Raw genomic sequence first — 26,022 nt, forward strand, 5'->3', positions numbered from 1 at the left:
TGACGAGGCTGCTAGCGTTGCCTCTCGTGTCGCGCACTCGCACCGAGCGCCTGGTAAATCTGGTCATCTGTCTTCTCTCGACGCGACGGTTCCTGACCGCCGCGCAGATCGCCGCGACCGTGCCCGGTTACGAGCACGACCCCGCCGATCCCCGCGATCACGAGGCGTTCCAGCGCAAGTTCGAGCGCGACAAAGCGGAGCTGCGCGAGCTCGGTGTTCCCCTGGAGACCGGCACGGCCAGCATCTTCGACCAGGAGCCCGGTTACCGGATCGCCCAGCGTGAGTACGCGTTGCCGGACATCCTTCTCGAACCCGACGAGGCCGCCGCCGTGGGCATCGCGGCCCGCCTCTGGCAGCACGCCGGCCTCGCCGCGGCCGCCTCCTCCGGGCTGGCCAAGCTGAGAGCCGCCGGTGTCGAGGTCGACCCGCAGGCCACCCTCGGCGTGGAGCCGGTGGTCACCGTCGACCCGGCGTTCGGGCCGCTCACCACAGCGGCCCGGCAGCGGCGCGCGGTGACGTTCAAGTACCGCACACCCGAGGGCGACGAGCCGAACACCCGCCGCCTGGAGCCGTGGGGCGTGGTCTGCTGGCGCGGCCGGTGGTACGTGGTCGGCCACGACCGGGACCGCGACGCCGCCCGCTGTTTCCGGCTGTCCCGCATCGTCGGCGACGTGAAGGCGACCGGCCGCCCGGACGCGTTCGCGCCCCCCGAGGACGCCGACCTGATCAGCCACGTGGCCCGCTCGTCCGGCCCGATCGCGCGGAACGGCCGGGCCCTGGTCACGGTCCGCCCGGGGCGCGCGGCCGGCCTGCGGCGGATGGCCCGCGAGTCGGTTCCGGTCGCCGACGGCGACCAGCTGACCATCGCGTACGGGGACGTGGACTGGCTGGCGTCACGGATCGCCGGGTACGGCCCGGACGTGCGCGCCGACGGGCCGCCGGAGCTACGGGACGCGGTGATCCAGCACCTCAAGGAACTGGTCGCCCGGCACGAGCTGGTGACGCCGTGACCGCGCCGCGCAACAGCACCTCGGCCGACCGGCTGGGCCGGCTGCTGAACCTGGTTCCGTACCTTCTGGCCCGTCCCGGCATCCGGGTCGCCGAAGCGGCCGGTGACCTGGGTGTCACCGAGAAACAGCTGCGCGAGGACCTGGAGCTGCTCTGGGTGTGCGGCCTGCCCGGTTACGGTCCGGGCGACCTGATCGACATGGCGTTCGACGGCGACCGGGTGACGATCAGCCACGACGCCGGCATCGACAAGCCGCTGCGCCTCAACCCCGACGAGGCGCTCGCCCTGGTGGTGGCGCTGCGGATGCTCGCCGAGACGCCCGGCATCGGCACCCGGGACGCGATCGAGGGCGCCCTCGCCAAGATCGAGAGCGCGGCCGGTGACCTGGCCGACGCCCCGGTCGCGGTCCGCTTGCCGGCCAACCAGAAGAAGCTGGAGGAGGTGCGCTCGGCCGTCGACTCCGGGCACGCCCTGCTGCTGACCTATTACACGGCCGCCCGCGACGAGACCTCCGAGCGGGTCGTCGACCCGATGCGGATGCTGATGGTCGGCGGCACGGCCTATCTGGAGGCGTGGTGCCGGCGCGCCGAGGGGACCCGGATGTTCCGGGTGGACCGGATCGACGCGTTCACCGAGCTGGCCGAGCCGTCGGTGCCGCCGCTGGAGGCGAAACCGCAGGACGTCAGCGCCGGTGTCTTCCGGCCCGGTCCGGAGCTGCCGCTGGTCACCATGCGGGTGGGCCGGGGCAGCCGCTGGATCACCGAGTACTACCCGGTCGAACAGGTGCAGCGGGACGGCGCCGAGTGGCTGGTCACGATGCGGGTCACCGACCTGGGCTGGGCACAGCGATTCCTCGCCGGCCAGGGCCGCGACGTGACCGTGCTGGGTCCGCCGGAGCTGCTGGACCGGATCCGCGCGCAGGCCACGACTGCCCTCGACCAATACGCCGAGCCGAGCTAGCGGCTCCGCCTCGCTTCGTGGCAACCGCGGGCCGGGTAGGGTGGCCGGGTGCTGATGTGGGTCTGGATTGTTGTGGGCGCGATCGCGCTGATCGTCCTGGTTTCGGTCGCCATGCGCCTGCTGGGCCGGGTGCCGGAGCTCCGCCGTGCCGCGATGAAGCTGCAGCGCCGCCAGGAAGAGGCGCTGACGCTCCAGGCCGCGGCTGAACAGTTGCAGCAGACCGTGCTGGGCCTTCAGCAGCGGGCCGAGCGCTCTCAGGACTCGATCACGCAGATCAAGGCCAACCTGGGCCGCTGACGCAGGGGGTTCCTTCCCTGTTGTCCGAGACTTAGCAAGATCTTGAGAATCCCAGGGCATCCGGAAAGCAGATTCCCAGGAATCCACACGTACGATGGACCCCGCAACCTGATCCGACCGACTGGAGTCATTCCATGGGCGCCCTCAAGCCATGGCACATCATCGTTCTCGTCGTCGTGCTCGTGCTGCTCTTCGGCGCGAAACGACTGCCGGACGCGGCGCGTTCCCTCGGGCGCTCGCTGCGGATCATCAAGGCCGAGACCAAGGGACTCGTCGATGACGACAACAACGTCGCGGAGAAGGCGGAGCCCCAGCACAGCCGCACCCCGCTGAACGGCGAGGTCCAGCAGCCGTACCAGCAGCCCGGCTACCAGCAGGCGCCGCCGCCGCAGGGCTACCAGCAGCCGCAGCCGGGCTACCAGCAGCCGCAGCAGCCGCCGGCGCAGCCCTTCGTCGACCCGGTGCAGCGCACCAACGACCGCTGACCCGGCCCGATGGCACTGAGCCTGAGCCTGCGGCGGAAACCTAAGAAGCCGACCAAGTTCCAGCAGGCGGCCGACGGCTCGATGACGCTCATCGAGCACGTCCGGGAGCTCCGTAACCGGCTGTTCTGGGCCTCGATCGGCATCGTGGCCGGCCTGATCGTCGGCTTCATCGTGTCGAACTACGTCTTCGACCTGCTCAGTGGCCCGTATTGCAATCTGGACAGCTCCTGGGTGCTCAACGCCGACGGCGTCAAGGAGTGCCGTTACCTGACGCTCGGCGCCACCGACGGTCTGATCCTCAAGCTGAAGATCGCGTTGTGGGTCGGCCTGATCGTGGGCGCACCGGTCTGGCTGTTCCAGCTCTGGGCTTTCATCGCGCCCGGCCTGCACCGGCACGAGCGCAAGTGGGCCTACGTCTTCGTCGCGATCGCCGCGCCGCTGTTCGCCGGTGGCGCCGTCCTGGCGTACTTCGTGGTCGAGCACAGCCTGGCGTTCATCATGGAAGCCGGCGTGCTGGAGGAATCCCAGCAACTGGAGGTCACCGCCTACATCGGGTTCGTCACCACGATGATCCTGCTGTTCGGTGTTGCCTTCGAGTTCCCGCTCGTGCTGCTCATGCTGAACTTCACCGGGGTCGTCTCGGCCCGGCGACTGCTCAGCTGGTGGCGTGCGGTGGTCTTCCTGTCGTTCGCGTTCTCCGCGATCGCCACACCGGACCCGGGGCCGTTCGGCATGACGCTCCTCGCCGCGTGCATGTCGTTGCTGTACTTCATCGCGGTCGCTGTCGCGTTCCTCAACGACAAGCGCAAGGGCCGCGGCAAGGAGCTCTACGAGGGTCTCGACGACGACGCGATCTCGGAACTCCCGGAGGAGAAGGTGCCGGTCGGCGCCTCCGATCCGATCGAGGCGCCGTCGGCGGTCGACGGTCCGTCAGCGGTCGAACGGCCGTTGCCGATCGAACGCAGATTCGACGACATGACCTGAGTTAGGTCGCTGGTGGCGGGCGGTATACCGTCTGCCGCCATGACGAGCAGTTTCATCGCGGTGCTGGCCAACCCCTCGGCGGGGCGTGGCCGGCACCGCGGTTTGCTTCCCGGGGTTGTCGACGCCCTCGGAGTCTCCGGCCGGCCGGTGCGGATTCTCGACGCCGGCACCGGTGCGGAAGCGGAGCTCGCCTGCCATCGGGCGGTCGCCGACGGGGCCGCCGCGGTGGTCGCGGTCGGCGGGGACGGCACAGTGCACCGGGCATTGCAGGCGGTCGCCGGGACCGAGGTGCCGTTCGGGGTCGTGCCGGCGGGTACCGGTAACGACTTCGCGAGTGCGGTGGGCGTACCCATGGCCGGGTTGGAAGCTGCGGAGGCGATCGGGCTGGCGCTGCGCGAGGAGCGCGCCCACCGCTGTGATCTGGCCCGGACCCGGGACGCGCAGGGTGAGCAGCGGTGGTTCTGTGCGGTGCTGGCGGCCGGGTTCGACGCGCTGGTCAACGAGCGGGCGAACCGGATGCGCAGGCCGCGCGGGCCGCGACGGTACGACCTCGCGATCGTCCTGGAACTGGCGCGTCTGCGGGCGCGGGACTATGTGATCACCCTCGACGGCGTCGAGCACCGGTTCCGCGGCGAGATCGTCGCGGTGGGCAACTGCGCGAGTTACGGCGGCGGCATGCGGATCGCACCGGACGCCGATCCCACCGACGGGCTGCTCGACGTGATCTTCGCGTCGCGCCTGGGGAGGCTGGGCGTCGCCCAGCTCAAGCCGCGGCTGCGCCACGGCACCCACATCAGCGATGCGCGGGTCACCGTGCTGCGAGGGCGCGAGGTCCGTCTGGCGACGGCCGGGATCATCGGGTACGCGGACGGCGAGCGAATCGGCGCCCTGCCCCTCGACATCACCTGCGTCCCGGGCGCGCTACGCCTGCTGCGCTGAATCACCGGGAGAGCTCGCGCCGTGGCGTGTCGATTGCGGGCGCGATCCGCACCTCAACGCGACACGCGGGCGGGACAGTGATCGCCGGGTGGGCTGGGGGAGTGCGGTTAGGGGCAGCCGGCCAGGGACAGGGTGGCGGCCAGGCCGTTGGCGCGGCCGGCCTCGGCGGCCGGGATGACCAGGACCGAGCAGCCGGCGTTGACCGCGCCCGCGTCGGCCGGGGTGTCGCCGACCATCAGGGTGCGTTCCGGGTCGGCGCCGAGCAGGCCGCAGGCGCGCAGGAAGATGGCCGGGTCGGGTTTGGTGCGGCCGACCTCGAAGCTCAGGACGAACGAGTCCACCAGCGAGTCCAGGCCCCAGGCGGCGAAGTGCGGGCGGATGTCGAAGCCGACGTTGCTCACCACGCCGATCTTGATGCCGGCGTCGTGCAGCTTGCGCAGGGTCGGCTCGGTGTCCGGGTACGGCAACCAGCCGTCCGGCCGGAGCAGACGGTCGTAGAGGGCGTCGGCGAGACCCTCCACGTCGGTGTGCACGGTCGATGCGAGGCCGGTGTAGGCGGCGCGGTGACTGTGCTCGTAGAGATCGCGGTCGGCCCAGTACTCAGCGAGCTGGGGTGGCACCCGGTACGGCATCGGGCCGCCCGCTCGTCCCGCGGTCAGCAGCCGGTCGGCCAGAATCGTCGCCTTGCCCCGGTCGAGCTCGCGGCCACACGCGGCCGCTGCCGCGACGACCCAGGTCAAAGGATCCTCCACCTGGGCGAGCGTGCCGTGGAAGTCGAACAGGACCGCCTCGACCGGCCGCGCGGTATGTGGAGGGTGATTGGCATCCGGCACGTGGTGCACGATACCGATGCCCTGTGACCCTTCCGACGGCCACCACCGTGCTGCGATTTGTCATACGCACGAACTAATGTTGGGTCATGACGAGTCCCGCCGAACGGTATGCGGCTTCCAAGAAGCGGGCGGCGCGGGTCGCCGAGTTCCCGGAGCTCGAGGATTTCATGCTCGATGTCGGCTTCGACCTGGACGACTTCCAGCGTGAGGCCTGCCAGGTGCTGGAGCGGGGCAACGGCGTTCTGGTCTGCGCGCCGACCGGTGCCGGCAAGACCGTCGTGGGCGAGTTCGCCGTGCACCTGGCGTTGCGGTCCGGCCAGCGCAAGTGTTTCTACACCACCCCGATCAAGGCCTTGTCCAACCAGAAATACCACGACCTGGTGGCCCGTTACGGCGCTGACAAGGTCGGCCTGCTCACCGGTGACAGTGTGATCAACGGTGATGCCCCGGTGGTCGTGATGACCACCGAGGTGCTGCGCAACATGCTCTACTCCGGCTCCGACGCGCTGCGCAACCTGGCGTACGTGGTGATGGACGAGGTTCACTACCTCGCCGACCGGTTCCGCGGCGCGGTCTGGGAAGAGGTGATCATCCACCTGCCGGCGTCGGTGACGCTGGTCTCGCTCTCCGCCACGGTCAGCAACTACGAGGAGTTCGCCGACTGGCTGGTGACCGTCCGCGGCGAGACCGAGGTGGTGGTCAGCGAGCACCGGCCGGTGCCGCTCTGGCAGCACATGCTGGTCGGCCGCCGGATGTTCGACCTGTTCCACGACGCCGACGCGGCGAAAAAGCACGACGTCCACCCCGAGCTGTTGCGGTACACGCGGGAGATGGACCGGCGCCTCGACCTGGGCGACCGGGCCGCGACCGGGTGGAGCGGGCGCGGCGGCGGCGGGCGTGGCCGGCGCTGGCAGCCACCACCGCGCGCCGAGGTGATCGACCGGCTGGACCGGGCCGGGCTGCTGCCGGCGATCGTGTTCATCTTCAGCCGCAACGGCTGCGACGCCGCCGTGCAGCAGTGCCTGGCCGGCGGCATGCGACTGACCAATCCCGACGAGCGCGCCGAGATCCGCCGGATCGCGTCGGCGAAGGTGTCGAGCATCCCGGCCGAGGACCTGTCGGTGCTGGGCTACTGGGAGTGGCTCGACGGCCTCGAGCGCGGCGTCGCCGCCCACCACGCCGGCATGCTGCCCGCCTTCAAGGAGGCGGTCGAGGAGTGTTTCGTCCGCGGCCTGGTCAAGGCGGTCTTCGCCACCGAGACCCTGGCGCTGGGCATCAACATGCCGGCCCGCTGTGTCGTGCTGGAGCGGCTCGTCAAGTTCAACGGCGAGGCGCACGTCGACCTGACCCCGGGGGAGTACACGCAGCTCACCGGCCGGGCCGGGCGTCGGGGCATCGACATCGAGGGCCACGCCGTGGTGCTCTGGAGCCCCGACATCGACCCGCGGCAGGTGGCCGGCCTGGCCTCCACGCGCACCTATCCGTTGCGCTCGTCGTTCCGGCCGTCGTACAACATGGCGGTCAACCTGGTCGGCACGGTCGGTGCGGAGAAATCGCGGGACCTGCTGGAGTCGTCGTTCGCGCAGTTCCAGGCGGACCGGTCGGTGGTCGGCCTGGCCCGTCAGGTGCAGCGCAACGTGGAGACGATGCAGACGTACTCCGAGGACGCCTCCTGTCACCACGGCGACTTCGCGGAGTACTTCGCCATCCGGGTCGCCATCGCCGACCGGGAGAAATCGATGTCCCGTCAGGGTGTGGCGCAGCGCCGCTCGGCGGCCGTCGACGGTCTGGAGAAACTGCGGGCCGGCGACGTGATCCGGGTGCCGCAGGGTCGCCGGGCCGGGCTGGCCGTCGTGCTGGAGCCGTCCGACAGCGGGTTCGGCGAGCCACGGCCGCTGGTGCTCACCCAGGACCGCTGGGCCGGCCGGGTCAGCCCCGCCGAGTTCAGCGGGCCGGTCGACGTGCTCGCGCGGGTGCGCGTACCCAAGAATTTCAATCATCGCTCGCCGGCGGCGCGCCGCGACCTGGCCGCGCAGGTGAGCGCGACCGGTCTGGACCGTCATCCGGACCAGCGGCGCAAGCGTGGCCGGCAGATGCCCGGCGAGGACGCCGAGATCGCGCTGCTCAAGGTGCAGATGCGCGAGCACCCGTGTCACGCCTGCGCGGAGCGTGAGGACCACGCCCGGATGGCCGAGCGGCGGCAGCGGCTGCTGCGCGACACCGACGCCCTGCGGGACAAGGTGGCCGGGCGCACCGGCTCACTGGCCCGCACGTTCGACCAGGTCTGCGCGGTGCTCACCGCCCGGGGTTACCTCTCCGCCGACGGCGAGGTGACCAGTCACGGGCGGATGCTCGGGCGCATCTGGTCCGAGGCTGATCTGCTGGTCGCCGAGTGCCTGCGGCAGGGCGTGTGGGACGGCCTCGCACCGGACGAACTGGCCGCCGCCGTCTCGATGGTGCTCTACGAGTCGCGCCGCGAGGGCGAGGACCGCGCCTCGGTGCCGAAAGGCTCGGTCACCGCGGCCGTCGACGCCTGCGCCAAGCTCTGGGGTGAGATCGCCGCCGACGAGGCGGACAACGGTCTGTCGCTGACCCGGGAGCCCGACCCCGGTTTCGTCTGGCCGATGTATCGGTGGGCCCGCGGTGAGCCACTCGCCCGGGTGCTGGCCAGCGGTCAGCACGACGCGGACATGCCGGCCGGTGACTTCGTGCGCTGGGCGCGTCAGGTGCTTGACCTGCTCGGACAGATCAAAGAGGCGGGTTCGGCGTCGCCCAGCGTCAAGGAGACCGCCCGCAAGGCGATCACCGCGGTGAACAGAGGGGTGCTCGCGATGCAGCGGGGTTTGTGAGTGGTTTCCGTCCTGTTGCCTGACCGGTGACGTGGACTGCTTCGTGGCGGATGGTGAATCTCCGTTGACGCTGTCTTCCGGATAAATCAAGAATTGCGGCGGCAGTATCGACACAGCTGATTGCAATTCGCCGGAAGGCGGGCACATGGGGGCGGGTTCGCCGCATCTGATCGGCTGGTCCGATGACGCCGTGACCGACTCCGTGCTGGCCGTCATCGACTCCGAGACGGCGGTCATCGAGTTCTCGGTCTGGGGCGAGTGGGACCGGGCGCTGTCCACACAGGCACGGATGGTGCTGGACAAGTGCCTGGCCGAGCACCCGACCGGGATGATCGTGGACCTGCACGAGCTGAGCGACGCGCAGGCGGTCAGCGCGTCGCTCTGGCTGACGGCCTGCGCTCAGGGCGCCGCCATGCGGCCACCGGTCACGGTCGCCGTCTGCCTGAAGGCGAACGCGCCGCTGGCCAGCCGTCTGCGGCGTCTCGGCGCCCGGGACTGGCTGGTGCTCAACGCGACCGTCGCTCAGGCCCGCGCCGCCCTCACCCATCCGCATCCGGTGCCGGGCCGGATGCATCTGGCGTTGCCCCCCGACCCGGGCGCCGCGGTGCTGGCCCGCGCGCTGGTGAACGACGCCTGTCAGGAGTGGGAGCTCCAGCACCTGTGCCACCGGGCTCGGCTGGTCATCTCCGAGCTGGTGGTGAACGCGGCCGAGCACGCCGGCTCGGACATCGAGGTGATCGTGTCGATGCGCGGATCGGGACGGTCGGGCGCGCTGCACCTGGCCGTGTACGACGGCGACCTGATCCTGCCCAGGGTCCGTGACCCGGTCGCCGGCCCGCTCGGGCCGTCCCTGGTCGACCGCGGCCTCGGGCTGCGGATCGTGAACGCGGCGGCGTCGGCCTGGGGCGCGCTGCCGGCCCGCAGCGGCAAGCTGGTGTGGGCGATCGTCCGTGCTCGTCCCGAGGAGATGACGTGAGTCTTCCTGGAACTCGCATCGCCGGGGAACGTGACGGCGACCGGCTGCTGATCACGCTGCAGGGCAGCCTGGACGCCATGTCGGCGACGGCGTTGCAGTCGCAGCTCTACGACCTCACGCAGGTCCACGACCTGCTCGGGCTGGGTGTGCCGGTCCGGCAGATCCACATCGACCTGGCCGGGGTGGATTTCTGCGACGCGGCCGGGCTGCGGATGCTGGTCGCGGCCCGGCGGGTCGCCGAGGCGCGGCAGGCGACCTGCCACCTGCACGCCCCGCAGCCACATCTGCGGTGGCTGCTCCGGGCGACCCGCGCGGCCGACCTGTTCCACCTGCATTAGGGATCTAGTCCCAGGTGCGGGCCTCGCGGTCGAACAGGTCGCCCTCGCTCTGCACCGGCACCACGCAGAACAGGTGGCCGCCGGGCGCTCGCAGCGTCTGGTGGCCACCGTTGTCCACCTCGACGACCGCACCGAGCGCGATCAGCCGGGCCGCCTCGGCCGGGACGTCGTCGGTCTCGATGTCGAGGTGGTACCGCGGGGTGTCGTCGACCGCCTGCACGTCCACGGCCAGGCCGGGGAACGCGCCGGTCAGGGCGATGAACTCCTCCTCGCCGGGCACCGGCTTGGCGGTCGAGCCGAGCGCCGCCGACCAGAACGTGGCGGCGGCGCCGGCGTCGGCGAGGGGGGTGTCGATGAAGATGCCGAATAGGCGGCTGCGATGCATACCGCGACTCTACGTATACAGACTGTCCAATTGCGACTGATAACGCTTCTCTACAACTCTGCGACGGAGCTTGAGAGAAGGGGTCAGGTCGCCGCCCTCGATGTCCAGGTTCTCCTCGAGGACCACGAACTTCTTGATCGTCTCCCAGGAGTTGAGCGTGGCGTTCAGCGCGTCGAGGCAGCGGGAGATCTCCTCGCGGAGAGCGGCCGATCGGGCGATCTCGGCGTGCGACGCGTCCTTCATGCCGTGCGCGCCGGCCCACTTGCGGGCCTCGTCCGGGTCCAGGTCGATCAGGGCGGTGATGAACTTGCGGTTCTCGCCGTGCACCACGACCTGACCGGCGAGGGAGCAGACACCCTTGAAGCGGGCCTCGATCGCCTGCGGCGCGACGTACTTGCCGTTCGACGTCTTGATCAGGTCCTTCTTGCGGTCGGTGATCCGCAGCGAGCCGCGGGCGGTGATCTCGCCGATGTCGCCGGTGTGCAGCCAGCCGTCGACCAGGGTGGCCGCGGTCGCCTCCGGGATCTCGTGGTACCCCTGCATGATGCCGGGGCCCTGGAGCAGGATCTCGCCGTCCTCGCCGAGCCGTACCCGGGTGCCCGGCAGCGGCAGGCCGACCGTGCCGTACTCGGGCCGGTCCGGCCGGTTGAAGATCGTGGTGGCGCAGGACTCGGTGAGGCCGTAGCCCTCGGCCACCGGCAGGCCGATCGCGTCGAACCACTCGGCGATCTCGGGGGACAGGGCGGAGGCGCCGGAGATGAAGAAGCGCATCCGGCCGCCGAAACGGTCCCGGACCTTGGACAGCACCAGCCGGTCGGCGATCGGCAGCAGGACGCCGCGCCGCTTCGCGACCCCGATGGCCCAGGTGTAGAGGCGGGCCTTCAGCCCACCCTCGCGTTCCATGGTCGCGGCGACACCGGCGTACACCTTCTCGAAGATCCGGGGGACGGCCGGCATGATCGTCGGGCGTACCTCGGTGAGCCGTTGCACGATCTTGCTGACGTCGCCGTCGACGGCGAACTCGAAGCCCACCGAGAGCTGACAGGAGAGCAGCGCCTTGCCGAACGCGTGGGAGAGCGGCAGCCAGAGATAACCCAGGTCGTCGGGGTGCACGATGCCCATGGCCTGGATGGCGAGGCCCTGGTAGACCCAGGCGTCGTGAGCGATCCGCACGCCCTTGGGCAGCCCGGTCGTACCGGAGGTGTAGATCAGGGTGGCGAGGTCGTCCGGCCCGATCGCGGCGGTGGCCGCTGCGACCAGGTCCGGATTTTCGGCTAATTTCGCCCGGCCGCGCTCGCGCACCTCCCGCAGGCTGAGAGCGCCCTCGGCCTCGCCGTCGATCAGGATCGCCTGCTCCACCGGGGAGCCGTCAGCGAGGATCTTGGCGAGGTGGCCGGCGTTCTCCACGAACGCGAACCTGCTGCCCGAATCGGTGAGGATGTGCAGCACTTCCTCGGGCGAGGAGCTCGGATAGACCGTCGTGGTCGCGCCGCCCGCGCACATCACCCCGAAGTCCGCCTCGATCCACTCCACCCGCGTCGCCGAGCAGATCGCCACCCGGTCCTGCGGCCGTAGTCCGAGATCGATCAGGCCGGCAGCGATCTCGGTGACCGCTTCCGCGGTCATGGCCCACGTGCGCGAGACCCAGCGTCCATCGGCGCCGGGCGTGCGATAGGCAGGACCATCAGGGGTACGCGCGGCGCGGTCCAGAAACATCGCCCCGAACGAGGACGGACTGTTTCGTCGCAGCTCGGCGACGAGCGCTTCCTCGGCCGCCGGCGCGGCGCACTCCTGGGCCATCAGTTCTCCTTCGGATGTGTCACGTCCACCATGCGGCAGAGCCAGCTGGAAAGTTCGTCGACCAGCAACGAGAGGTCGGGTTCGGGGCCGGCGTCGAGGGCGTCCGAAGCGCTCTGCCGTAGTGCGTGGATGGCACCTAGGTAGGCACTGAACGGGACCTCTTCGTGCGTACCCGGGAAGCGCTCGGAGCGCAGGTCGCGCACGAAGCGTGCCAGATCGGTGAGCGCGGCGCGGCGGCGCTCGCGCGCCGCGCGTCCGAGAGCGTCCATCTCCACCTGGAAGGCGCGGGCCGCGACCAGGTCGCGTTGCAGGGTGCCGAGGTACGACGTGACGAAGGCGCGCACGCAGCCCGGCCAGTCGGAGCCGGCGGCGCCGCTGTCGGCGAGGTGGTGCAGGAAGACCGCGATGAAGCGGTCGTAGGCCGCGTAGACGCAGGCGTCCTTGTCGGCGAAGCACTCGTAGAACGCGGCCCGGGAGACCGCCGCGCGGGAGCAGATCTCGCGCACCCCGAAGCCTCGGTAACCCACGCCGGCCAGCAGTTCGGTCGCGGCGATCAGCATCCGCTCGCGCTGCGCGGCGGTCACCTCATCGCGGCTCAGCACGTGCCGGCCGCGGGGCAGCGACGGCGGCGTGGTGAAGACGACGCCGCTGGTGATCGGCTCCAGCAAGTTGTTCGCCCCATTTAAGTACGCGATGTTACTTCAATCTTGCCACGCTGTTCTCGCGTCACTGGACAAGCCCTCGACCGCGGCCCGGCAGGATGGGAACCGTGACAGAAGATCTGAAAATCGCACAGACGGCGGCGCTCGCCGGAGCCGAGATCGCCCTCCAGCACTTCGCCGCGGTGGCCGACCTGCCCCGTGAACTCAAGGCCGACGGGTCGGTCGTGACCGTTGCTGATCGGGCGGTCGAGACGGCCATCCGCGCGGTACTCGGCGAGGCGCGGCCGGACGACGCGATCCTCGGCGAGGAGCACGGCGCCACCGGCAGCGACAGCGGGCGGCGCTGGATCATCGATCCGATCGACGGGACGGCCCTCTTCGTCGAAGGCGACGACCGATGGCTCGTGCTCGTGGCCCTCGAGGAACAGGGCGCGATCACGGCGGGGGTCGCTGTCGTTCCCGCGCGGTCGCGCGTCTGGTGGGCCGCGCTCGGTTCCGGAGCGTACGAGGGAGGCCTCCGGGACGGGGGCATCGTGGATCCGGTGCGGATCTCGGTGGCCGGCGGGGCGGCGCCTTCGCTGGATGCGGCGACGCTCGGGGTCGTACCCGACTGGGGGCGCGAGCCGGCCGCCGCGCTGATCGCCCGCGCGGATGAGCGGCCGTGGCCGCTGCATCCGCCCCTGCTCGTGGCGCGCGGTGATCTCGATCTGGCAGCGCAGACCAGCGGGCAGATCTGGGACTTCGCAGCGACGTCGCTGATCGTGGCCGAGGCCGGTGGCGTCTACGCGGGGTTCGACGGGAACGAGCGGCCGGGCCCGGGAGCGTCGATCTTCGCTCGGAGTCGGGAACTGCGGGACGAAGCTCTGAAAGTCGTCACCGGGGGCGGTACGGTCCGGGATGGTTTTACTGGGCGGTAACCGTCGTTTAGGAGTTTTCCGTGACTCACGTCCGCAGGTGGCTCGGTCTGGCCACGGCCGCGGTCCTGCTCGTCTCCTCCGCCGGATGCGGTGACAGCGGCGACGACGAGGCGAGCACCAGTGCCAGCTCGTCGGCGACCGTCAAGTCGTACGAGAAGTCGGTGGCCGGCGTCGTCGAGGCGTCCGAGGCGTTCCTCACCACGCTGGACGACGACCAGAAGGCCGAGGTGCAGCTGGAGCTCACCGAGGAGAACGCGGTCGCGTGGTCGAACCTGCCGTGCGGGTCGACGTGCCGGCCGGGTATCGCGTTCTCCGACCTTGACGCGAGTCAGCTGGCGGCGGCCAAGAGTGTGCTGAAGACGGCGCTCGGGGCGGAGACGGATTCGGGGTATGCGCGGGTGGAGCAGTTGCTGCTCGCCGACGATTACCTGGCGGATGCGCAGTCGTCTTCCTCGTCGTCCTCCGGGGGTCCTGGCTCCTCGGGCGGGCCTGGCTCCTCCGGAGGGCCTGGCTTTTCCGGCGGGCCTGGCTTTTCCGGCGGGCCTGGCGGGGGCATGTCTGGTGGTCCGGGATCCTCGGGCGGTCCGGGTGGGGACAGCAGTGGTGGTGGCTACGGGAGCGGCCTCTACTACCTGGCCTTCCTGGGCGCGCCGAGTGTGACCGGGACGTGGCAGCTGAACTTCGGTGGGCACCACCTGGCGATCCACATGACGTACAAATCCGGAAAAGTCATCGGAGCGTCCCCGTTCTTCGTCGGGGTCGAGCCGACCAGCTGGACCGACGCCGGCACCACGCACGCGCCGCTCGCCGACATGAAGAAGGCGCTGCTCGCCATGACCGGCAGCCTCAGCGCCGCCGAGCTGAAGAAGGCGAAGCTCAGCCAGACCTTCACCGACGTGCTGGTCGGGCCGCAGAAGGACGGGCAGTTCCCGGAGACCAAGCAGGGACTCGCGGTCAGCTCGCTCACCGACGCCCAGAAGAAGCTGGTCCTCGCCGCGATCGAGCCGTGGGTGGCGGGCGCCGACGACGCCACGGCGACCTCGTTGCTCGCTACGTATGAGGAGGAGCTGGACAAGACGTACATCGGCTGGTCCGGCACGACGGCTCTGGAAGCGCACGCTGACTACGTACGCATCGACGGGCCGAGCGTGTGGGTGGAGTTCGTCTGCCAGGACGGCGTGGTCATCCAGAACCAGATCCACTACCACACCGTTTATCGCGACCACACCCGTGACTACGGCGGCGAGTTCTCCTTCTCATGATCGTTCTGGTTCTCGTGGCGGCGGCGCTCCTTCTCGGGTCGCCGCCGCCGGCGTATGCGCACCCGATGCCGGATTCCGCGGTCGTCCTGGAGATGGGGGAGTCGTCGGTGTCGGCGTCGATCCGGATCCCCGCTGAGGAGCTGATGCTCGCGAGTGGCGCTGACGTCCGGTCCTATCTGAGTGCTCACCTGCGGCCGGTCACCGAGGACGGTGTGCCGTGGCAGGTGTCGATCGACGAGGTGGGGACGGAGCAGTCCGGTTCGTACCGTGAGGTGGTCGCCTCGGCGAGGCTGACGCCGCCGGGTGGCGGGGCGGTGGGCCGGTTCGTGCTGGGGTACGACGCGGTGGTGCACCAGGTGGCCACGCATGTGGTCGTGGTTTCGGTGCGGGTTCGGGGTGGGCTGCGCGAAGTGGGCGTGGTGCGGATGGACAACCGCACGATGACGATCCCGCCGCTGGTGGTGGATGTCGGCGGGGGTGGTCGGGGGGCGGTGTCGAGCTTCGGCCTGGACGCCGAGCAGGTGGCGGAGTTGGCAGTGGCCGCAGTGGCCGCGGCGGCCGTCGTGATCGGCGGGTCAGCGGCGTTCGTGGCAAGGCGAAGGCGCACGTCCACCAGCTGACGGCCACGAAACCGAGGCGGCGTTGCCTGTTCTGCTCGGGGCGTGGGGAGCTGTGGGGGGCGTTGCCTGTTCTGGTCGGGGGTCTGGAGCTGCGGCGGGGCTGCCTGTCTGGTCGGGTCCGTGGTGCGTCGGGGCATGCGCGGAGCGCCAGTCGGACGGGGGCGTGGGTCGGGTCGCGGCGTGGGTCAGGTCGCACATAACGCCACCGTGTGCCCGGGTCTACGCCCTGGCCGTGATGAAGTCGCACAATCCGCAACCGTGCGACTTCATCCACGCAAATCCGAGCATCCGTGCGCTCCCAGCGACGTGCGCCCGAGCTCACCGTGTGCCCCTAAGCAGCGTGTGCCCGAGTCCACCGTGCGTCCCCAAGCAACGTGCGCCCGAGCCCGCCGGCACCGGCACCGGCACCGGCACCGGCACCGGCACCGGCACCGGCAGCACCGGCGCCGGCGGCAGCGGCGGTGGCAGCGGCGGTGGCGGCGGCGGTGGCAGCGGGTCAGGGGCGGGTGGCCTGGGCTATTGGGGTCCAGGCTGCGGCCAGGATTGCTGTCATTGCTGCTGCGGCCAGCCAGAACGGGAAGGTCAGGCCCCATGTCTGGGCAAGCACCCCGCCCAGCAGGGTTCCGATTGCCGCGCCGCCGGTCTCCAGCAGGGCGTAGACGCTGCTCACCCGGCCCAGCAGGTGGTTCGGGACCAGGCGTTGCCGCAGCGACGACGTGATCACGCCCCAGACCACCGTCTGGACGCCGAACAGGATCAGGACCGTGCCGGCTACCCACGCGTGTGTTGTTGTTGCCAGGACCACGTGGGTGAGGATCTCCACCAGCAGGCCGGTGCGCAGGACCGCCGCCGCGCCGAAGCGGGACGTCACCCGGGACGCCAGCGCCGCGCCGAGCAGGCCGCCGATGGCGAATGTGGTCAGCAGCAGGCCGTAGCCGACATCGGAGACGCCGAGGCGGTGCCGGGCGTAGAGGACGAACACCGCGAACGCCGTACAGAACGCGATGTTGCCGAGGCCCATCGCGCCGGCGAGCGTACGCAAGAGGCGATCTCCATGCAGAAAGCGCAACCCTTCGGCGATGTCCTTGCGCAGGGAGCGACGCGGCATAACGGACGAAACGCCGGGTGAGGGGAGGGAGAAGATCAGGGCGGCCGACACCGCGAAGCTCACCGCGTCGACGCCGAACGGCACGGCCGCGGCGATTCCGAACAGCCATGCGCCCAGTGGCTTCGCCGCGAACTGGTTCGCGACCGTGAACGTCGCGCTCAGCCTCGCGTTCGCGCGGGGCAGATCCGCCGGCGCGACCAGCTGGGGCAGCATCGCGCCGCCGGCCGTGTCGACCAGGGTCTCGCCGGTGCCGAGGATGAACAGCACCAGGTAGATCAGGACGACGGAAGCGAACCCGAATCCGACCGCGACGGTCAGGACGGTCAGCGCCGCCGCTCGGCCCAGGTTGGCCGCGACGATCAGGCGGCGACGGTCGAGCCGGTCCGCGAAAACCCCGCTGAGCAGGGAGAACAGCAGCCAGGGCAGCTGCTGGGCGAAGACGCCGCCGGCGATCAGGATCGGGTTGCCGGTGACCGAGGCGAGCAGCAGCGGGCCGGCCACCATGGTGAGGCCGTCGCCGAGGTTGGAGACCGCCGACGCGGTCCAGAGACGGTTGAAGCCCGCGCCGAGGCGCGGGAGGAGGGTACGCAAAACAGCTCCTCGAGCCAGGAGGGAAACGGTCGTCGAGAACCGCTCCACGAAGGCGAGGAACTACAGCCGCGCGGCTGTTCAGCGGGCGGCGAGCTCCAGCGAACGCGAAGCGGTGACCGTGACCAGGCTGAGGCGCATATCCACTCCCCAAAAAAGACGAAGGGGTCCCGGGGAGAAACCCCGGGACCCCAACCTATCAAGCGTTGTAACTGTTCAGGAACGCCAGCAGATCGTTGTTGAGCTGGTCCTTGTGCGTGTCGGTGATGCCGTGCGGCCCACCCTCGTAAACCTTCAGCTCAGCGCCCTTGACCAGCGCCGCGGACGCCTTGCCGCCCACCTCGAACGGCACGACCTGGTCGTCGTCACCGTGGATGACCAGCGTCGGCACGTCGAACTTGGCGAGGTCGCCGCGGAAGTCGGTGGCCGAGAAAGCGGCGATCGACTCGTACGCGTTCCGGTGCCCGGACGCCATGCCCTGCAGCCAGAACGAGTCACGGGGTCCCCGCGCCACATTCGCGCCCGGCCGGTTGTTGCCGAAGAACGGGCCGTCGGCGAGGTCCCGGTACAGCTGCGAGCGGTCGGCGAGCGACCCGGCACGCAGGCCGTCGAAGACCTCGAGCGGAACGCCACCCGGGTTGTCGGGCGTCTGCAGCATCAGCGGCGGCACCGCGGACACCAGCACGGCCTGCGCGACCCGCGAGGTGCCGTGGTTGCCGATGTACCGGCTGATCTCGCCGCCGCCGGTGGAGAAGCCGATGAGGGTCACCTCGCGAAGATCGAGACTCTCCACCAGGAAAGCCAGGTCCGCCGCGTACGTGTTCATCTCGTTGCCGTGCCAGGTCTGCGTCGACTTGCCGTGGCCGCGCCGGTCGTGGGCGATGACCCGGTACCCGTTCTCGGCCAGGAAGAGCTGCTGCGCCTCCCAGCTGTCCGAGTTCAGCGGCCAGCCGTGGCTGAGCACGACCGGACGTCCCGTGCCCCAGTCCTTGTAGAAGATCTGGGTGCCGTCCGAGGTCGTGACGAAGCTCATGTGGATCCTTTCCGTCCGGCGGCGCACCGAACCGGCGCCGCCGCATAGGGAAATTCCACCATCGCGGACGAGAGGAAACCACGCAGGAAATTAGGCAGAAGTAAGCGCGGCCAGCTGTGCACGGGCGAGCGCGATGCCCTTCTCGAAGTGTGCCTCTTCGAGAAGCTCCAGCGCCAGGGTCAGCGAGGTACGCGCCGCGTCCGGCGAACCCAGCGCGGAACGGGCCCGGCCCAGCGTGAGGTGGACCTGCCCGGTGAGGCTGTTGTCGCCGGTCTGCTGGACCATCGGCAGCGCCAGTTCGGCCTCCCGCAGGGCCTCCTCCCAGCGGCCCAGGCCGGCGAGGACCTCACCGGCGAACGTGTGCGCGCCGGCCTGGGCGCTCATCGCAGGCCGCGGTGAGACGGGCCGGATCGCCGCCTCGCGGATCGTCGAGGCGAACATCTCCAGGGCCTCCTCCTCGCGTCCCATCGCGGCGAACAGCAGGCCGAGACCCTGGAAGTGCTGGATGTACGCGTCATGATCGCCGACGTCCGAGGCCAGCTTCTGCGCCCGCTGGTACAGCGGCAGGGCCCGTTCGAGCTGACCGGCGAACCGTGAGGCGGTGCCCGCGTAGGTCAGCGCCCAGGCCTGCTCCTTCACGTCGCCGATCTCGACGGCCAGGTCGTACCCCCGCATCGCGATGTCGGCGCCCTCCTCCGGCCGCCGGGCCGCGTGGGTGGCCGCCCAGGCGAAGTAGTTGAGGTGGGTGACCTCCTGGTGGCGGTCGGGCAGCTGGGCGGCGGCGGTTTGGGACAGGCCGTAGACCTCGTACCAGCCGGCCCAGAAGACCATCGAGTCGGAGAACCAGTGCATAGCCTCGGCCACGTCGACGACGAGCTGGTGCCGCCCGGCCTCGGCCGCCCAGCGCAGCGCGCCGAGCCAGTTGTCCGCCTCGGAGCGCAGCCACTCGCCGGCCTCCGCCTCGTCGGCGAGCGGCACCAGGCCGTCGTAGTCGTCGGGGCGGCTGCCGTAGCCCGGTTCGAACCAGCGGCCGGCCACGATCGCGGTCTCCAGCAGCCATGTCGTCAATCGGGAACGGGTTTCCGCGCGTACCCCGGAAGGCTCTTCGGTGTTGAGTCTCTGCGCGGCGTAGAGGCGGATCAGGTCGTGGAAGCGGTAGCGGATCCAGCCGTCCGGTTCGGGCATCAGCATGCCCAGCTCGACGAGTTCCTCCAGGCCGTCGACGGCCTCGTCCGGTCCGATCCCGGCGAGCACCGCGGCGATCTCCGGGGAGAAGCAGACGCCCGGCACGTGCGCGAGACGCCGGAACAGCGCCCTGGCCGGCGCGCTGAGCTGGGTGTGCGAGAGCGCGAACGCGGTCGCCACCCCGGCGTCGCCCACCGACAGGGCGGCCAGCCGCCGGTCGGCGTCGGCGAGGCGGGTGAGCAGGTGACCGACGGTCCAGGAGGGCCGGGTGGCGAGGCGGGTCCCGGCGATCCGCAGCGCGAGCGGGAGGTGGCCGCAGAGCAGCGAGACCTGGTCGACCTCGGGTCCGACGGCCTGCGCGGCGATCGCACCGAGCAGCTCGGCCGACTCGGCGGGGGCCAGCGGCGCGAGGGGCAGCCGGAGCACGCCTTCCAGGCCGCCGAGGACCCGGCGGCTGGTCACCACGGCCACGCTCGCGCCGTCACCGGGCAGTAGTGGGCGTACCTGTGCCTCGTTGCCGGCGTTGTCGAGCACCAGCAGGCAGCGGCGTGAGGTGAGCGCGGCCCGCAGCTGGCTGGAGCGTTCCTCGTTGGTCTCGGCGATCCGGCGCGGGCTGACCTCCAGGGCGCGCAGCAGCCGGACCAGGGCCTCGCCGACCTCCATCGGGGCCTCGTCGGTGCCGCGCAGGTCGAGGTAGAACTGCCCGTCCGGGAACCGGTCCTTCAGATCGCCGGCGAGCCGCAGCGCGAAAGCGGTCTTGCCGAGCCCGGCCTGCCCGTGCACCACGGCGACGGGGGCGGGCCTTTCTGCCTCAAAACCCACAAAATCCCGAAAAATGCGAATTTCCGCCGCCCGGCCCACGAAATCACTGACCGCCCGCGGCAGCTCGCACACCCGCGGCCGGTCCGAAACCCCGCGCGACCTCTGCTCCTCGGCCGCGTCCTCCAGCTCCCGCAGCTTCGCCGCGTCAAGGCCGAGCCCACCGGCGAGCGCGGTGAGCGTGCGGGCCTGCGGCGCACGGCTGTGCCCGCGCTCCATGTCGCTGATCGCCCGGCCGCTCACCCCGGACGCCGCGGCGAGCTGCTCGATGGTCAGACCGGCGGACCGGCGGAGGGAACGAAGGCTTGCACCGAACGAGGACACGCCATTACTCAACCAAACGAGCTCACCCGGCCGCGTGCAGGGTGATCGTCGTCCAGATACCCACGTGCACCTGGTCACCGTCCTTGAGGGTGCGGGTCTGCCCGGCGGTGAGCGGGGCGTCCTCGTCGTTGATGTACGTCCCGTTCGTCGAGCCCAGGTCGGAGACCAGCCAGTCGCCGTCGATCGTGAGCGTCAGCAGCGCGTGATGGTGCGAGACTCCCGGGTCGTCGGAGAGGTCCAGGTCGGGTTCGATGCCCTTGGACGAGCTGCGACGCCCGATCCGCACCTGCGGCGGCGCGAGTGGCACGGTCAGCCGGGGAGCGTCGTCCGGGAACGTGACACCCTCGACGTCGTTGGCGTCGAAGTAGACGCGGTCCGCGAAGACCGTCCCGGTCCAGCCGGTGATCGGCGTGCCGGGCAGGCTGTCCAGCTGGGGTGCGCGGCCGGTGTCGTGGTCGTACCCGCAGTCCTCACAGAAGCGGCCGCCGCGCGGGGTCCCGCAGTGCGGGCACGAAGTTTCGGATATTTCCGAAATTTCGGAAACAACAGGAGCTGCGCCGATCTTCGCCCCGCAAACATCACAAAAGTCGCTCTCCGACGACTGATGTCCCTTCGGACAGACCCAGGAACTCACTGAGCCCGCCCGACCCGCACCGTCTTCGTCGACCGGGTGTCCAACGCCATCTCGTCCTCGGCGTTGACCTTCCGGCGCAACCGCACCGTCCCGGTGGCCGGATCCTCTATCTCCACGACCTTGGCGAGCAGCTCCGACGTAGCAGTGTTCCCACTCGCGTGCGCCAGCTGCGCGGCCCGCCCGAACTTCAGCGTCGCCGTGTGATCGTCACCGGTCTCCCGGGCGGCCAGGCCCTCCTGGATCGCCGAGGCGAGTTCAGCCTGCCCGGTGTAGTGCGCCACCTGCCTGTTGATCCGGGTGGACAGCGCCGTGTCGTCGGTCCACACCGCCTTGACCAGCGACTGCGAGTGCACGGTGTCGCCCTCGACGACGGAGACCCGGGCGGCGAGCATCTCGTCACCGGCCGCGCCCGGCGTCACGTCCACGCAGATGTGGTAGTCGCGGCTCTCCTGGCCCCAGGCGCCGAGCGGGTATCGGCCGGCCCGCGGACCGTCCTCGACCCGCTTGCCGGTCAGGTCGGTCACCTGCGGCTCGACCTGTTTCACGAACCGGACCGTGGTGTTGACCGGGGTCCAGACCTTGAGCTGCACGTCGGCGCTGGTCTTGCCCATCGCGGTGGTCATCATCTGCTGGAACGCGGCGGTCAGCTCGATCGGCCGGGCCACGATGTCCACGGTGCCCAGCATCGCGGTGGCGATCTTGCGGAGTTCGGAGACCTTCCAGTTCGTGCCGACACCCCGGCAGTCGACGCTGAACCGGCCGTTGATCGACTCCAGGACCTGTTCGAGGTACCCGTACCGCTCGCCGTTGTCACCGTCGGTGAGCAGGATGGCGTGCGCGATGTCGCCGGGACGCTGGGCGAACAGCTGCGCCGCGAGCAGCAGCCACGCGCCCATCGCGGTGCCGCCGGACGCCTGCAGCCGGTCGATCGAGCGCAGCGCCGTGGCGCGGGTCTCGGGCGAGGAGACCGCGAGCCGTCCCGGTTCCGGGAAGAGCTGCTGCGCGGTGCTCACCCCCGCGATGATCGCGAAGTGCACACCGTCGTCGATGCACTCCACGGCGGCTTTCGCGGCCTGCCGGGCAGCCCCGATCCGGCCTTCGGCCTGCATCGATCCGGACGCGTCCACAATGATGATCTCGGTGGCGCCGGCCGTGCGGACGCCACCCGCCGCGCCGGTCGACGTGACCGTGACGATCGCGTTGACCTCGCTCGCGCCCAGGGGGAGAAACTCGTTCTGGAACGCCTCAGCGGTGTACGACACTCGAACTCCCTCAGCTTTCGTCAACGGCGTGAACCGGGACCAGTGCGACCGTGATGTTGTCGGCGCCGCCGGCCGTGTTGGCGAACTTCACCAGCGCCCGCGCGGCATCCAGCAGCGTGCTGCCCGCGGCGATGCTCTCCCGCACGGTCGCCGCGAAGGCCACCGGATCGGGCAGGTAATTCCACAGCCCGTCGCTGCACAGCACCAGCAACCCGTCACTGGTCGCGGTGAACGCGCCGACCCGCGGCATGATCGGCCCGGCGTCCGCGCCGAGCCAGGCGGTGATCGCGTGAGCGCGCGGATCGTCCATCGCCTCGATCGGGTCGGCGCCCAGCTTGACCATGTGGGCGGCCCACGAATCGTCCTCGGTGAGCTGCTCCGCGGGCCCGTCCGCGCCGAGCCAGTAGATCCGGCTGTCACCCACCCACCCGAATCCGACGTGCGGTCCGCGCACCGCAGCCGCCACGATCGTGCAGGCCGGGTTCGACGCCGCCCTCCGCGGGTCGCCCGTGTGCGCGAGCGAGACCACGGCCTCGGCAGCGCCGGCTATCGCCGCCGCGACAACTCCAGCGACAGCGACAGCAGGCGAACCCTCACCCTCAGAGATCCGAGGCGGCTCGCCGCCGGCTTCCCCCTCGGGTACGCCCACCGCGCCCCCCGATCCAGCATCGCTGCCGCCCTGCGAGTCTCCATCGGCATCGCTACCCACGTGTCCAAGGCTGCCATCACCCTCTGCCGCATCGGAGCCGCCCGTGCTGGAGCCGCCCGAGCCGGAGCTTTCCGGACCGCCGGTGACGGAGCCGCCCGGCGCTCCTTCTCGGCCGGACAAACCCGACTTGTCGCCAGCGGGTCCGATATCCGAATTGCCGTCGGCGGCATGGCGAGGGGATGCGAACGGACCGGCGTCCAGCTCTCCGGTCGCCGCGGCCAGGTCGATCGTCGCGTCGGGGCTGAGGCCGTCCGCGGCCGGCGGATGCTGGGCGGCGGCGAGCAGTTCGCCGGCCGTGCGGGCCGCGATGTCGGAGGCGGCGTCCGGGTCGAACGACGCCGACACCCCGTCGCAGACCACGACGTCAGCGGCCGCGTCGCCGACCGCCAGCCACATGGCGTCCTCGTTGCGATGGTGCCGCCGCCCGCGGTCACTCACCGCCGCGGCGACCGCGCCGCCGTCCGCTTCGATGTGATCCCGGGGCCGACCGGCCAGCATCCCGCACTCCTCGCAGTACCCGTCGGCGCCGACCGTCCGGCCGGCACCGCAGTGCGGGCACCCCCGCCGGCGCCCGGACGACGGCTCGGAATCGCCGTCCGCACCCGGCCCGCCGTCAGCACCCAGCCTGCCGTCCACCGTGGCCTCGCCGGAAGTGGCCGAACCATCGATTTCCGCGTCTTTACCGGTTTCCCCGGCAACGAAAGCCGCGCCGCCGGCCGAAGCGCCCCCGTCGGCCGAAGCGCCCCCGTCGGCCGAAGCGCCCCCGTCGGCCGAAGCGCCGCCAGCGCCCCCAGCGCCGCCGGAACCGGCCAGGTCGGAGCCGGCGGAATCCAGGTGCCGCCCGCAGGCCTCGCAGAACGCCGCGCCCGCCGCCCGCTCATCCGCGCACGCGACGCAGTCCATAACGATCATCGATGCCTCTTTCACGTCCGCGTCCGGGGCCGTGCCGCGTTGGCCTGGTCGACCAGGCGGATCTTCTCCGGCCCATGGGCGGCCCGGGCCATCTCCCGGTACGCCGCCTCCAGCGCGAACCGTACGTCCCGCTCCCCGGCGGTGCCGCTCCCGGTCCGCCCGAGCACCGCGACCGGAACCTTGACGCCGGTGGTCAGCGTGCCGAGAGCCTGTTCGAGCAGTTCCGCGCGGAGTGCCGCGAGCTGCGCCGCCTCCACCGTGAGGCGCTCGATCAGCTGGGCGGCCGTGGTGAGCGCGTCCACGTCGACCCGGGCCGACGGATGCGGCCGGACCAGCGCGCGGATCGCACCGACCTGCGAGCCGGAGTACGCCGACGACGTGCCCGGCACCCGGTTGTAGGCCTCGACAGCACCGGCCCGGTCCCCGGCGGCGAGCCGGCAGCGGGCCAGACCGGCGGCGGCCGTGGTGTACGCCGGATCGGTCCGGCTGACCACGTCGTAATGGGTCAGCGCGGCGTCCCGGTCGCCGGCCAGCTCCGCGGTGAAACCGAGGGCCAGCTGCGGCGCCAGCTCGCCGGGCAGCACCGACCAGACCGCGTCGAACCGGTCCCGGGCCCGCACGTGATCACCGGTGGCGAGAGCGAGCAGCCCGTCGAACCAGGCCACCCGCCAGTCCGCGCCGGCCGACTCGGCGAGCAGCGTACGGAACGTGGCCGCCTCGTCGAACCGCCCGGTACGCGCACCGAGGTCGATGTGCGCCCGCAGCTCCCGCAGCCGAACCTCAAGGGTGTAGTGCGGCGCCTTGCCGAGCAGCGTGAGCACCTCGGCGGGGTCGGTGACGGTGACCGAGGCCAGAAACGCCGCCGCCGCGTCCCCGAGGTCGATCATCGGCGTGGGAAGGTCCTGCCACCGCACCCCGTCCGACTGCGGGTCGGTCCGCAGCTCGCCGGTGAACAGCTTCGACGGGGCAGGCCGCGCCTCCCCGCCGGCCGCCAGCACCTGCCGCAGCACCCCGAGCATCTGGTCGGTCATCTCGGCCGCGTCGACGAACCGGTCCGCCGGATCCGCGCTGGTGGCCCGATCCACGAGCCGGTAGAACGCCTCGTGCCGCACGTACACGTCGAACGACTGCCGATCGGGCAGGCTCTCCTTGAACGTGCTCTGATAGCCCCGGAAATCGGTGGTGAGCACCGCGAGGGTCCGGCCGATCGTGTACAGATCGGACGCGATCGACGGCCCGGCCGTCGCCATCTCCGGCGCCTGATAGCCGATCGTCCCGTACAGCGCCGACTCGTGGTCGTCGATGTGCACGACGCCGCCCAGGTCGATGAGCCGCATCTGGTCACCGGACTGGATCACGTTGTCCGGCTTGAAGTCGCAGAAGATCAGGCCGCGGTCGTGCAGATAACCGAACGCCGGCATGATCTCCAGGACGTACGCGAGGGCCTGGTCCACCGGCAGCGGCACCGAGGCCGCTTTGAGCAGGTCCTTGAGGGACTTGCCGCCGACGTACTCCATCACGATGTACCCGGCGCCGTCGTGTTCCACGAAGTTGTAGATCTTGACGATGTTCGGGTGCTCGACCTCGGCGAGGAACCGGCGCTCGGCCACCGCGGCGGCCAGGGCGTCCTCGTCGCCGGAATTGAGCAGGCCCTTGAGCACCACCCACCGGTCCGAGACGTTCTTGTCGACGGCCAGGTAGATCCAGCCGAGACCGCCGTGGGCGAGCGGGCCGGCCACCTCGTACTGCCCGGCGACGAGGTCGCCCTTGACCAGTTTCGGGGTGAAGTTGAAGGACTCGCCGCAGGTGGCGCAGAACCCGGAGGTGCGGCCGGGCCGGTCACCGCGGCTGCGGCCGACCGGGGTGCCGCACTTCGCGCAGTACCGTTTCGACTCCGGCACCTCGCCGGCACTCATCACGGCGGTGGCCGGGTCGGCCTGGACGATCGGCGCGATCTCGACGAGCCCGCCGCCGAAACGCCGCCGGGTCTGGCCGCGCGATCCGCTGCGCCCGCTGGCGCCGGTCCGGGTGGACAGGGCCGACGACCGGATCGAGGAGGACCCGTTCACCCGGGGCCGGGGCATGGTCGGCGCGGACAGCGCCGGCGTGGACGCCGCCGGCCCAGAAACCGC

Annotated in this window: 23 protein-coding genes; 12 read left to right on the top strand and 11 right to left on the bottom strand. The window is 70.8% G+C overall.

Translation table 11 applies throughout. The features are described from left to right. Nucleotides 1-26: 26 nt before the first annotated feature. From B0I29_RS06390 to B0I29_RS06415, 6 genes are all read left to right on the top strand, one after another. On the top strand, nucleotides 27-1,010 hold the full coding sequence (locus tag B0I29_RS06390; RefSeq protein ID WP_111647888.1) for a helix-turn-helix transcriptional regulator: 984 nt from the start codon (nucleotides 27-29) through the stop codon (nucleotides 1,008-1,010). After that, entirely contained in the window at nucleotides 1,007-1,969 is a 963-nt protein-coding gene (locus tag B0I29_RS06395) for a helix-turn-helix transcriptional regulator (protein WP_111647889.1), read from the top strand. Before B0I29_RS06390 ends, B0I29_RS06395 begins: the two co-directional genes overlap by 4 nt. A gap of 54 nt (nucleotides 1,970-2,023) precedes the next feature. Next, nucleotides 2,024-2,266, top strand: coding sequence for a hypothetical protein (locus tag B0I29_RS06400; protein WP_111648042.1), 243 nt, complete (start codon nucleotides 2,024-2,026; stop codon nucleotides 2,264-2,266). 134 nt (nucleotides 2,267-2,400) lie between these two features. Continuing rightward, nucleotides 2,401-2,751 carry a Sec-independent protein translocase subunit TatA gene (gene tatA / locus B0I29_RS06405; RefSeq protein WP_111647890.1) on the top strand — a complete coding sequence of 117 codons (351 nt, stop codon included), beginning with the start codon at nucleotides 2,401-2,403 and terminating at the stop codon, nucleotides 2,749-2,751. Between the two features lie 21 nt (nucleotides 2,752-2,772). After that, nucleotides 2,773-3,735: a twin-arginine translocase subunit TatC gene (gene tatC / locus B0I29_RS06410; RefSeq protein ID WP_375790614.1), complete on the top strand. Its 963-nt coding sequence runs from the start codon at nucleotides 2,773-2,775 to the stop codon at nucleotides 3,733-3,735. Nucleotides 3,736-3,774: 39 nt separating this feature from the next. Continuing rightward, nucleotides 3,775-4,674 carry a diacylglycerol/lipid kinase family protein gene (locus B0I29_RS06415; protein WP_111647891.1) on the top strand — a complete coding sequence of 300 codons (900 nt, stop codon included), beginning with the start codon at nucleotides 3,775-3,777 and terminating at the stop codon, nucleotides 4,672-4,674. A gap of 107 nt (nucleotides 4,675-4,781) precedes the next feature. Here the strand turns inward: B0I29_RS06415 and B0I29_RS06420 are convergent, their stop codons facing one another. Beyond that, complete coding sequence (locus B0I29_RS06420; RefSeq protein ID WP_375790608.1) at nucleotides 4,782-5,516, bottom strand: HAD family hydrolase; 735 nt, start codon at nucleotides 5,514-5,516, stop codon at nucleotides 4,782-4,784. 77 nt (nucleotides 5,517-5,593) lie between these two features. Here B0I29_RS06420 and B0I29_RS06425 point away from each other — a divergent pair, with 77 nt between their 5' ends. From B0I29_RS06425 to B0I29_RS06435, 3 genes are all read left to right on the top strand, one after another. Next, complete coding sequence (locus tag B0I29_RS06425) at nucleotides 5,594-8,356, top strand: DEAD/DEAH box helicase (RefSeq protein ID WP_111647893.1); 2,763 nt, start codon at nucleotides 5,594-5,596, stop codon at nucleotides 8,354-8,356. 145 nt (nucleotides 8,357-8,501) lie between these two features. Further along, nucleotides 8,502-9,332, top strand: a complete 831-nt coding sequence (locus B0I29_RS06430; protein WP_111647894.1) for an ATP-binding protein — start codon at nucleotides 8,502-8,504, stop codon at nucleotides 9,330-9,332. Further along, nucleotides 9,329-9,670, top strand: coding sequence for an STAS domain-containing protein (locus tag B0I29_RS06435; protein WP_111647895.1), 342 nt, complete (start codon nucleotides 9,329-9,331; stop codon nucleotides 9,668-9,670). The genes B0I29_RS06430 and B0I29_RS06435 overlap by 4 nt, the downstream gene beginning before the upstream one ends. 4 nt (nucleotides 9,671-9,674) lie before the next feature. Here the strand turns inward: B0I29_RS06435 and B0I29_RS06440 are convergent, their stop codons facing one another. Genes B0I29_RS06440 through B0I29_RS06450 form a run of 3 tightly spaced genes read right to left on the bottom strand, consistent with a single transcriptional unit; the run spans nucleotide 9,675 to nucleotide 12,523 of the window. Further along, nucleotides 9,675-10,055: a VOC family protein gene (locus B0I29_RS06440; protein WP_111647896.1), complete on the bottom strand. Its 381-nt coding sequence runs from the start codon at nucleotides 10,053-10,055 to the stop codon at nucleotides 9,675-9,677. Nucleotides 10,056-10,064: 9 nt separating this feature from the next. After that, entirely contained in the window at nucleotides 10,065-11,855 is a 1,791-nt protein-coding gene (locus B0I29_RS06445) for an AMP-dependent synthetase/ligase (RefSeq protein ID WP_181557710.1), read from the bottom strand. Further along, a complete protein-coding gene (locus B0I29_RS06450) occupies nucleotides 11,855-12,523 on the bottom strand; it encodes a TetR/AcrR family transcriptional regulator (RefSeq protein ID WP_111647897.1) in 669 nt (222 codons plus the stop codon). The genes B0I29_RS06445 and B0I29_RS06450 overlap by 1 nt, the downstream gene beginning before the upstream one ends. Nucleotides 12,524-12,624: 101 nt before the next feature. Between B0I29_RS06450 and B0I29_RS06455 the strand changes: the two genes are divergently transcribed. The 3 genes from B0I29_RS06455 to B0I29_RS06465 are packed head-to-tail and all read left to right on the top strand — an operon-like array spanning nucleotide 12,625 to nucleotide 15,316. Beyond that, nucleotides 12,625-13,434, top strand: a complete 810-nt coding sequence (locus tag B0I29_RS06455) for an inositol monophosphatase family protein (RefSeq protein WP_245972268.1) — start codon at nucleotides 12,625-12,627, stop codon at nucleotides 13,432-13,434. A 20-nt stretch (nucleotides 13,435-13,454) separates the two neighbouring features. Continuing rightward, nucleotides 13,455-14,696, top strand: coding sequence for a DUF3500 domain-containing protein (locus tag B0I29_RS06460; RefSeq protein WP_181557711.1), 1,242 nt, complete (start codon nucleotides 13,455-13,457; stop codon nucleotides 14,694-14,696). Next, nucleotides 14,693-15,316: a hypothetical protein gene (locus B0I29_RS06465; protein WP_111647899.1), complete on the top strand. Its 624-nt coding sequence runs from the start codon at nucleotides 14,693-14,695 to the stop codon at nucleotides 15,314-15,316. The genes B0I29_RS06460 and B0I29_RS06465 overlap by 4 nt, the downstream gene beginning before the upstream one ends. Before the next feature lie 496 nt (nucleotides 15,317-15,812). Here the strand turns inward: B0I29_RS06465 and B0I29_RS06470 are convergent, their stop codons facing one another. The 7 genes from B0I29_RS06470 to B0I29_RS06500 all read right to left on the bottom strand — a co-directional run bounded on the left by B0I29_RS06470 (nucleotide 15,813) and on the right by B0I29_RS06500 (nucleotide 25,959). Continuing rightward, the gene (locus tag B0I29_RS06470; RefSeq protein ID WP_111648046.1) at nucleotides 15,813-17,015 is read right to left on the bottom strand and encodes an MFS transporter; all 1,203 of its coding nucleotides are present in this window, start codon (nucleotides 17,013-17,015) and stop codon (nucleotides 15,813-15,815) included. A gap of 196 nt (nucleotides 17,016-17,211) precedes the next feature. After that, nucleotides 17,212-18,045: an alpha/beta fold hydrolase gene (locus B0I29_RS06475; protein WP_111647900.1), complete on the bottom strand. Its 834-nt coding sequence runs from the start codon at nucleotides 18,043-18,045 to the stop codon at nucleotides 17,212-17,214. 90 nt (nucleotides 18,046-18,135) lie between these two features. Continuing rightward, nucleotides 18,136-20,373 (bottom strand): ATP-binding protein, encoded by a 2,238-nt coding sequence (locus tag B0I29_RS06480; protein ID WP_111647901.1) that lies wholly within the window; start codon nucleotides 20,371-20,373, stop codon nucleotides 18,136-18,138. A gap of 22 nt (nucleotides 20,374-20,395) precedes the next feature. Further along, the gene (locus tag B0I29_RS06485; protein ID WP_111647902.1) at nucleotides 20,396-21,007 is read right to left on the bottom strand and encodes a double zinc ribbon and FHA domain-containing protein; all 612 of its coding nucleotides are present in this window, start codon (nucleotides 21,005-21,007) and stop codon (nucleotides 20,396-20,398) included. Beyond that, nucleotides 21,004-22,269 (bottom strand): vWA domain-containing protein, encoded by a 1,266-nt coding sequence (locus B0I29_RS06490; protein ID WP_111647903.1) that lies wholly within the window; start codon nucleotides 22,267-22,269, stop codon nucleotides 21,004-21,006. The genes B0I29_RS06485 and B0I29_RS06490 overlap by 4 nt, the downstream gene beginning before the upstream one ends. Nucleotides 22,270-22,279: 10 nt before the next feature. Further along, on the bottom strand, nucleotides 22,280-23,890 hold the full coding sequence (locus B0I29_RS06495; protein ID WP_245972270.1) for a PP2C family protein-serine/threonine phosphatase: 1,611 nt from the start codon (nucleotides 23,888-23,890) through the stop codon (nucleotides 22,280-22,282). 11 nt (nucleotides 23,891-23,901) lie between these two features. Next, a complete protein-coding gene (locus B0I29_RS06500) occupies nucleotides 23,902-25,959 on the bottom strand; it encodes a serine/threonine-protein kinase (protein WP_245972273.1) in 2,058 nt (685 codons plus the stop codon). Between the last annotated feature and the right edge of the window lie 63 nt (nucleotides 25,960-26,022).

The sequence above is a fragment of the Actinoplanes lutulentus genome (assembly GCF_003259845.1).
GTDB classification, from domain to species: Bacteria; Actinomycetota; Actinomycetes; order Mycobacteriales; family Micromonosporaceae; genus Actinoplanes; species Actinoplanes lutulentus.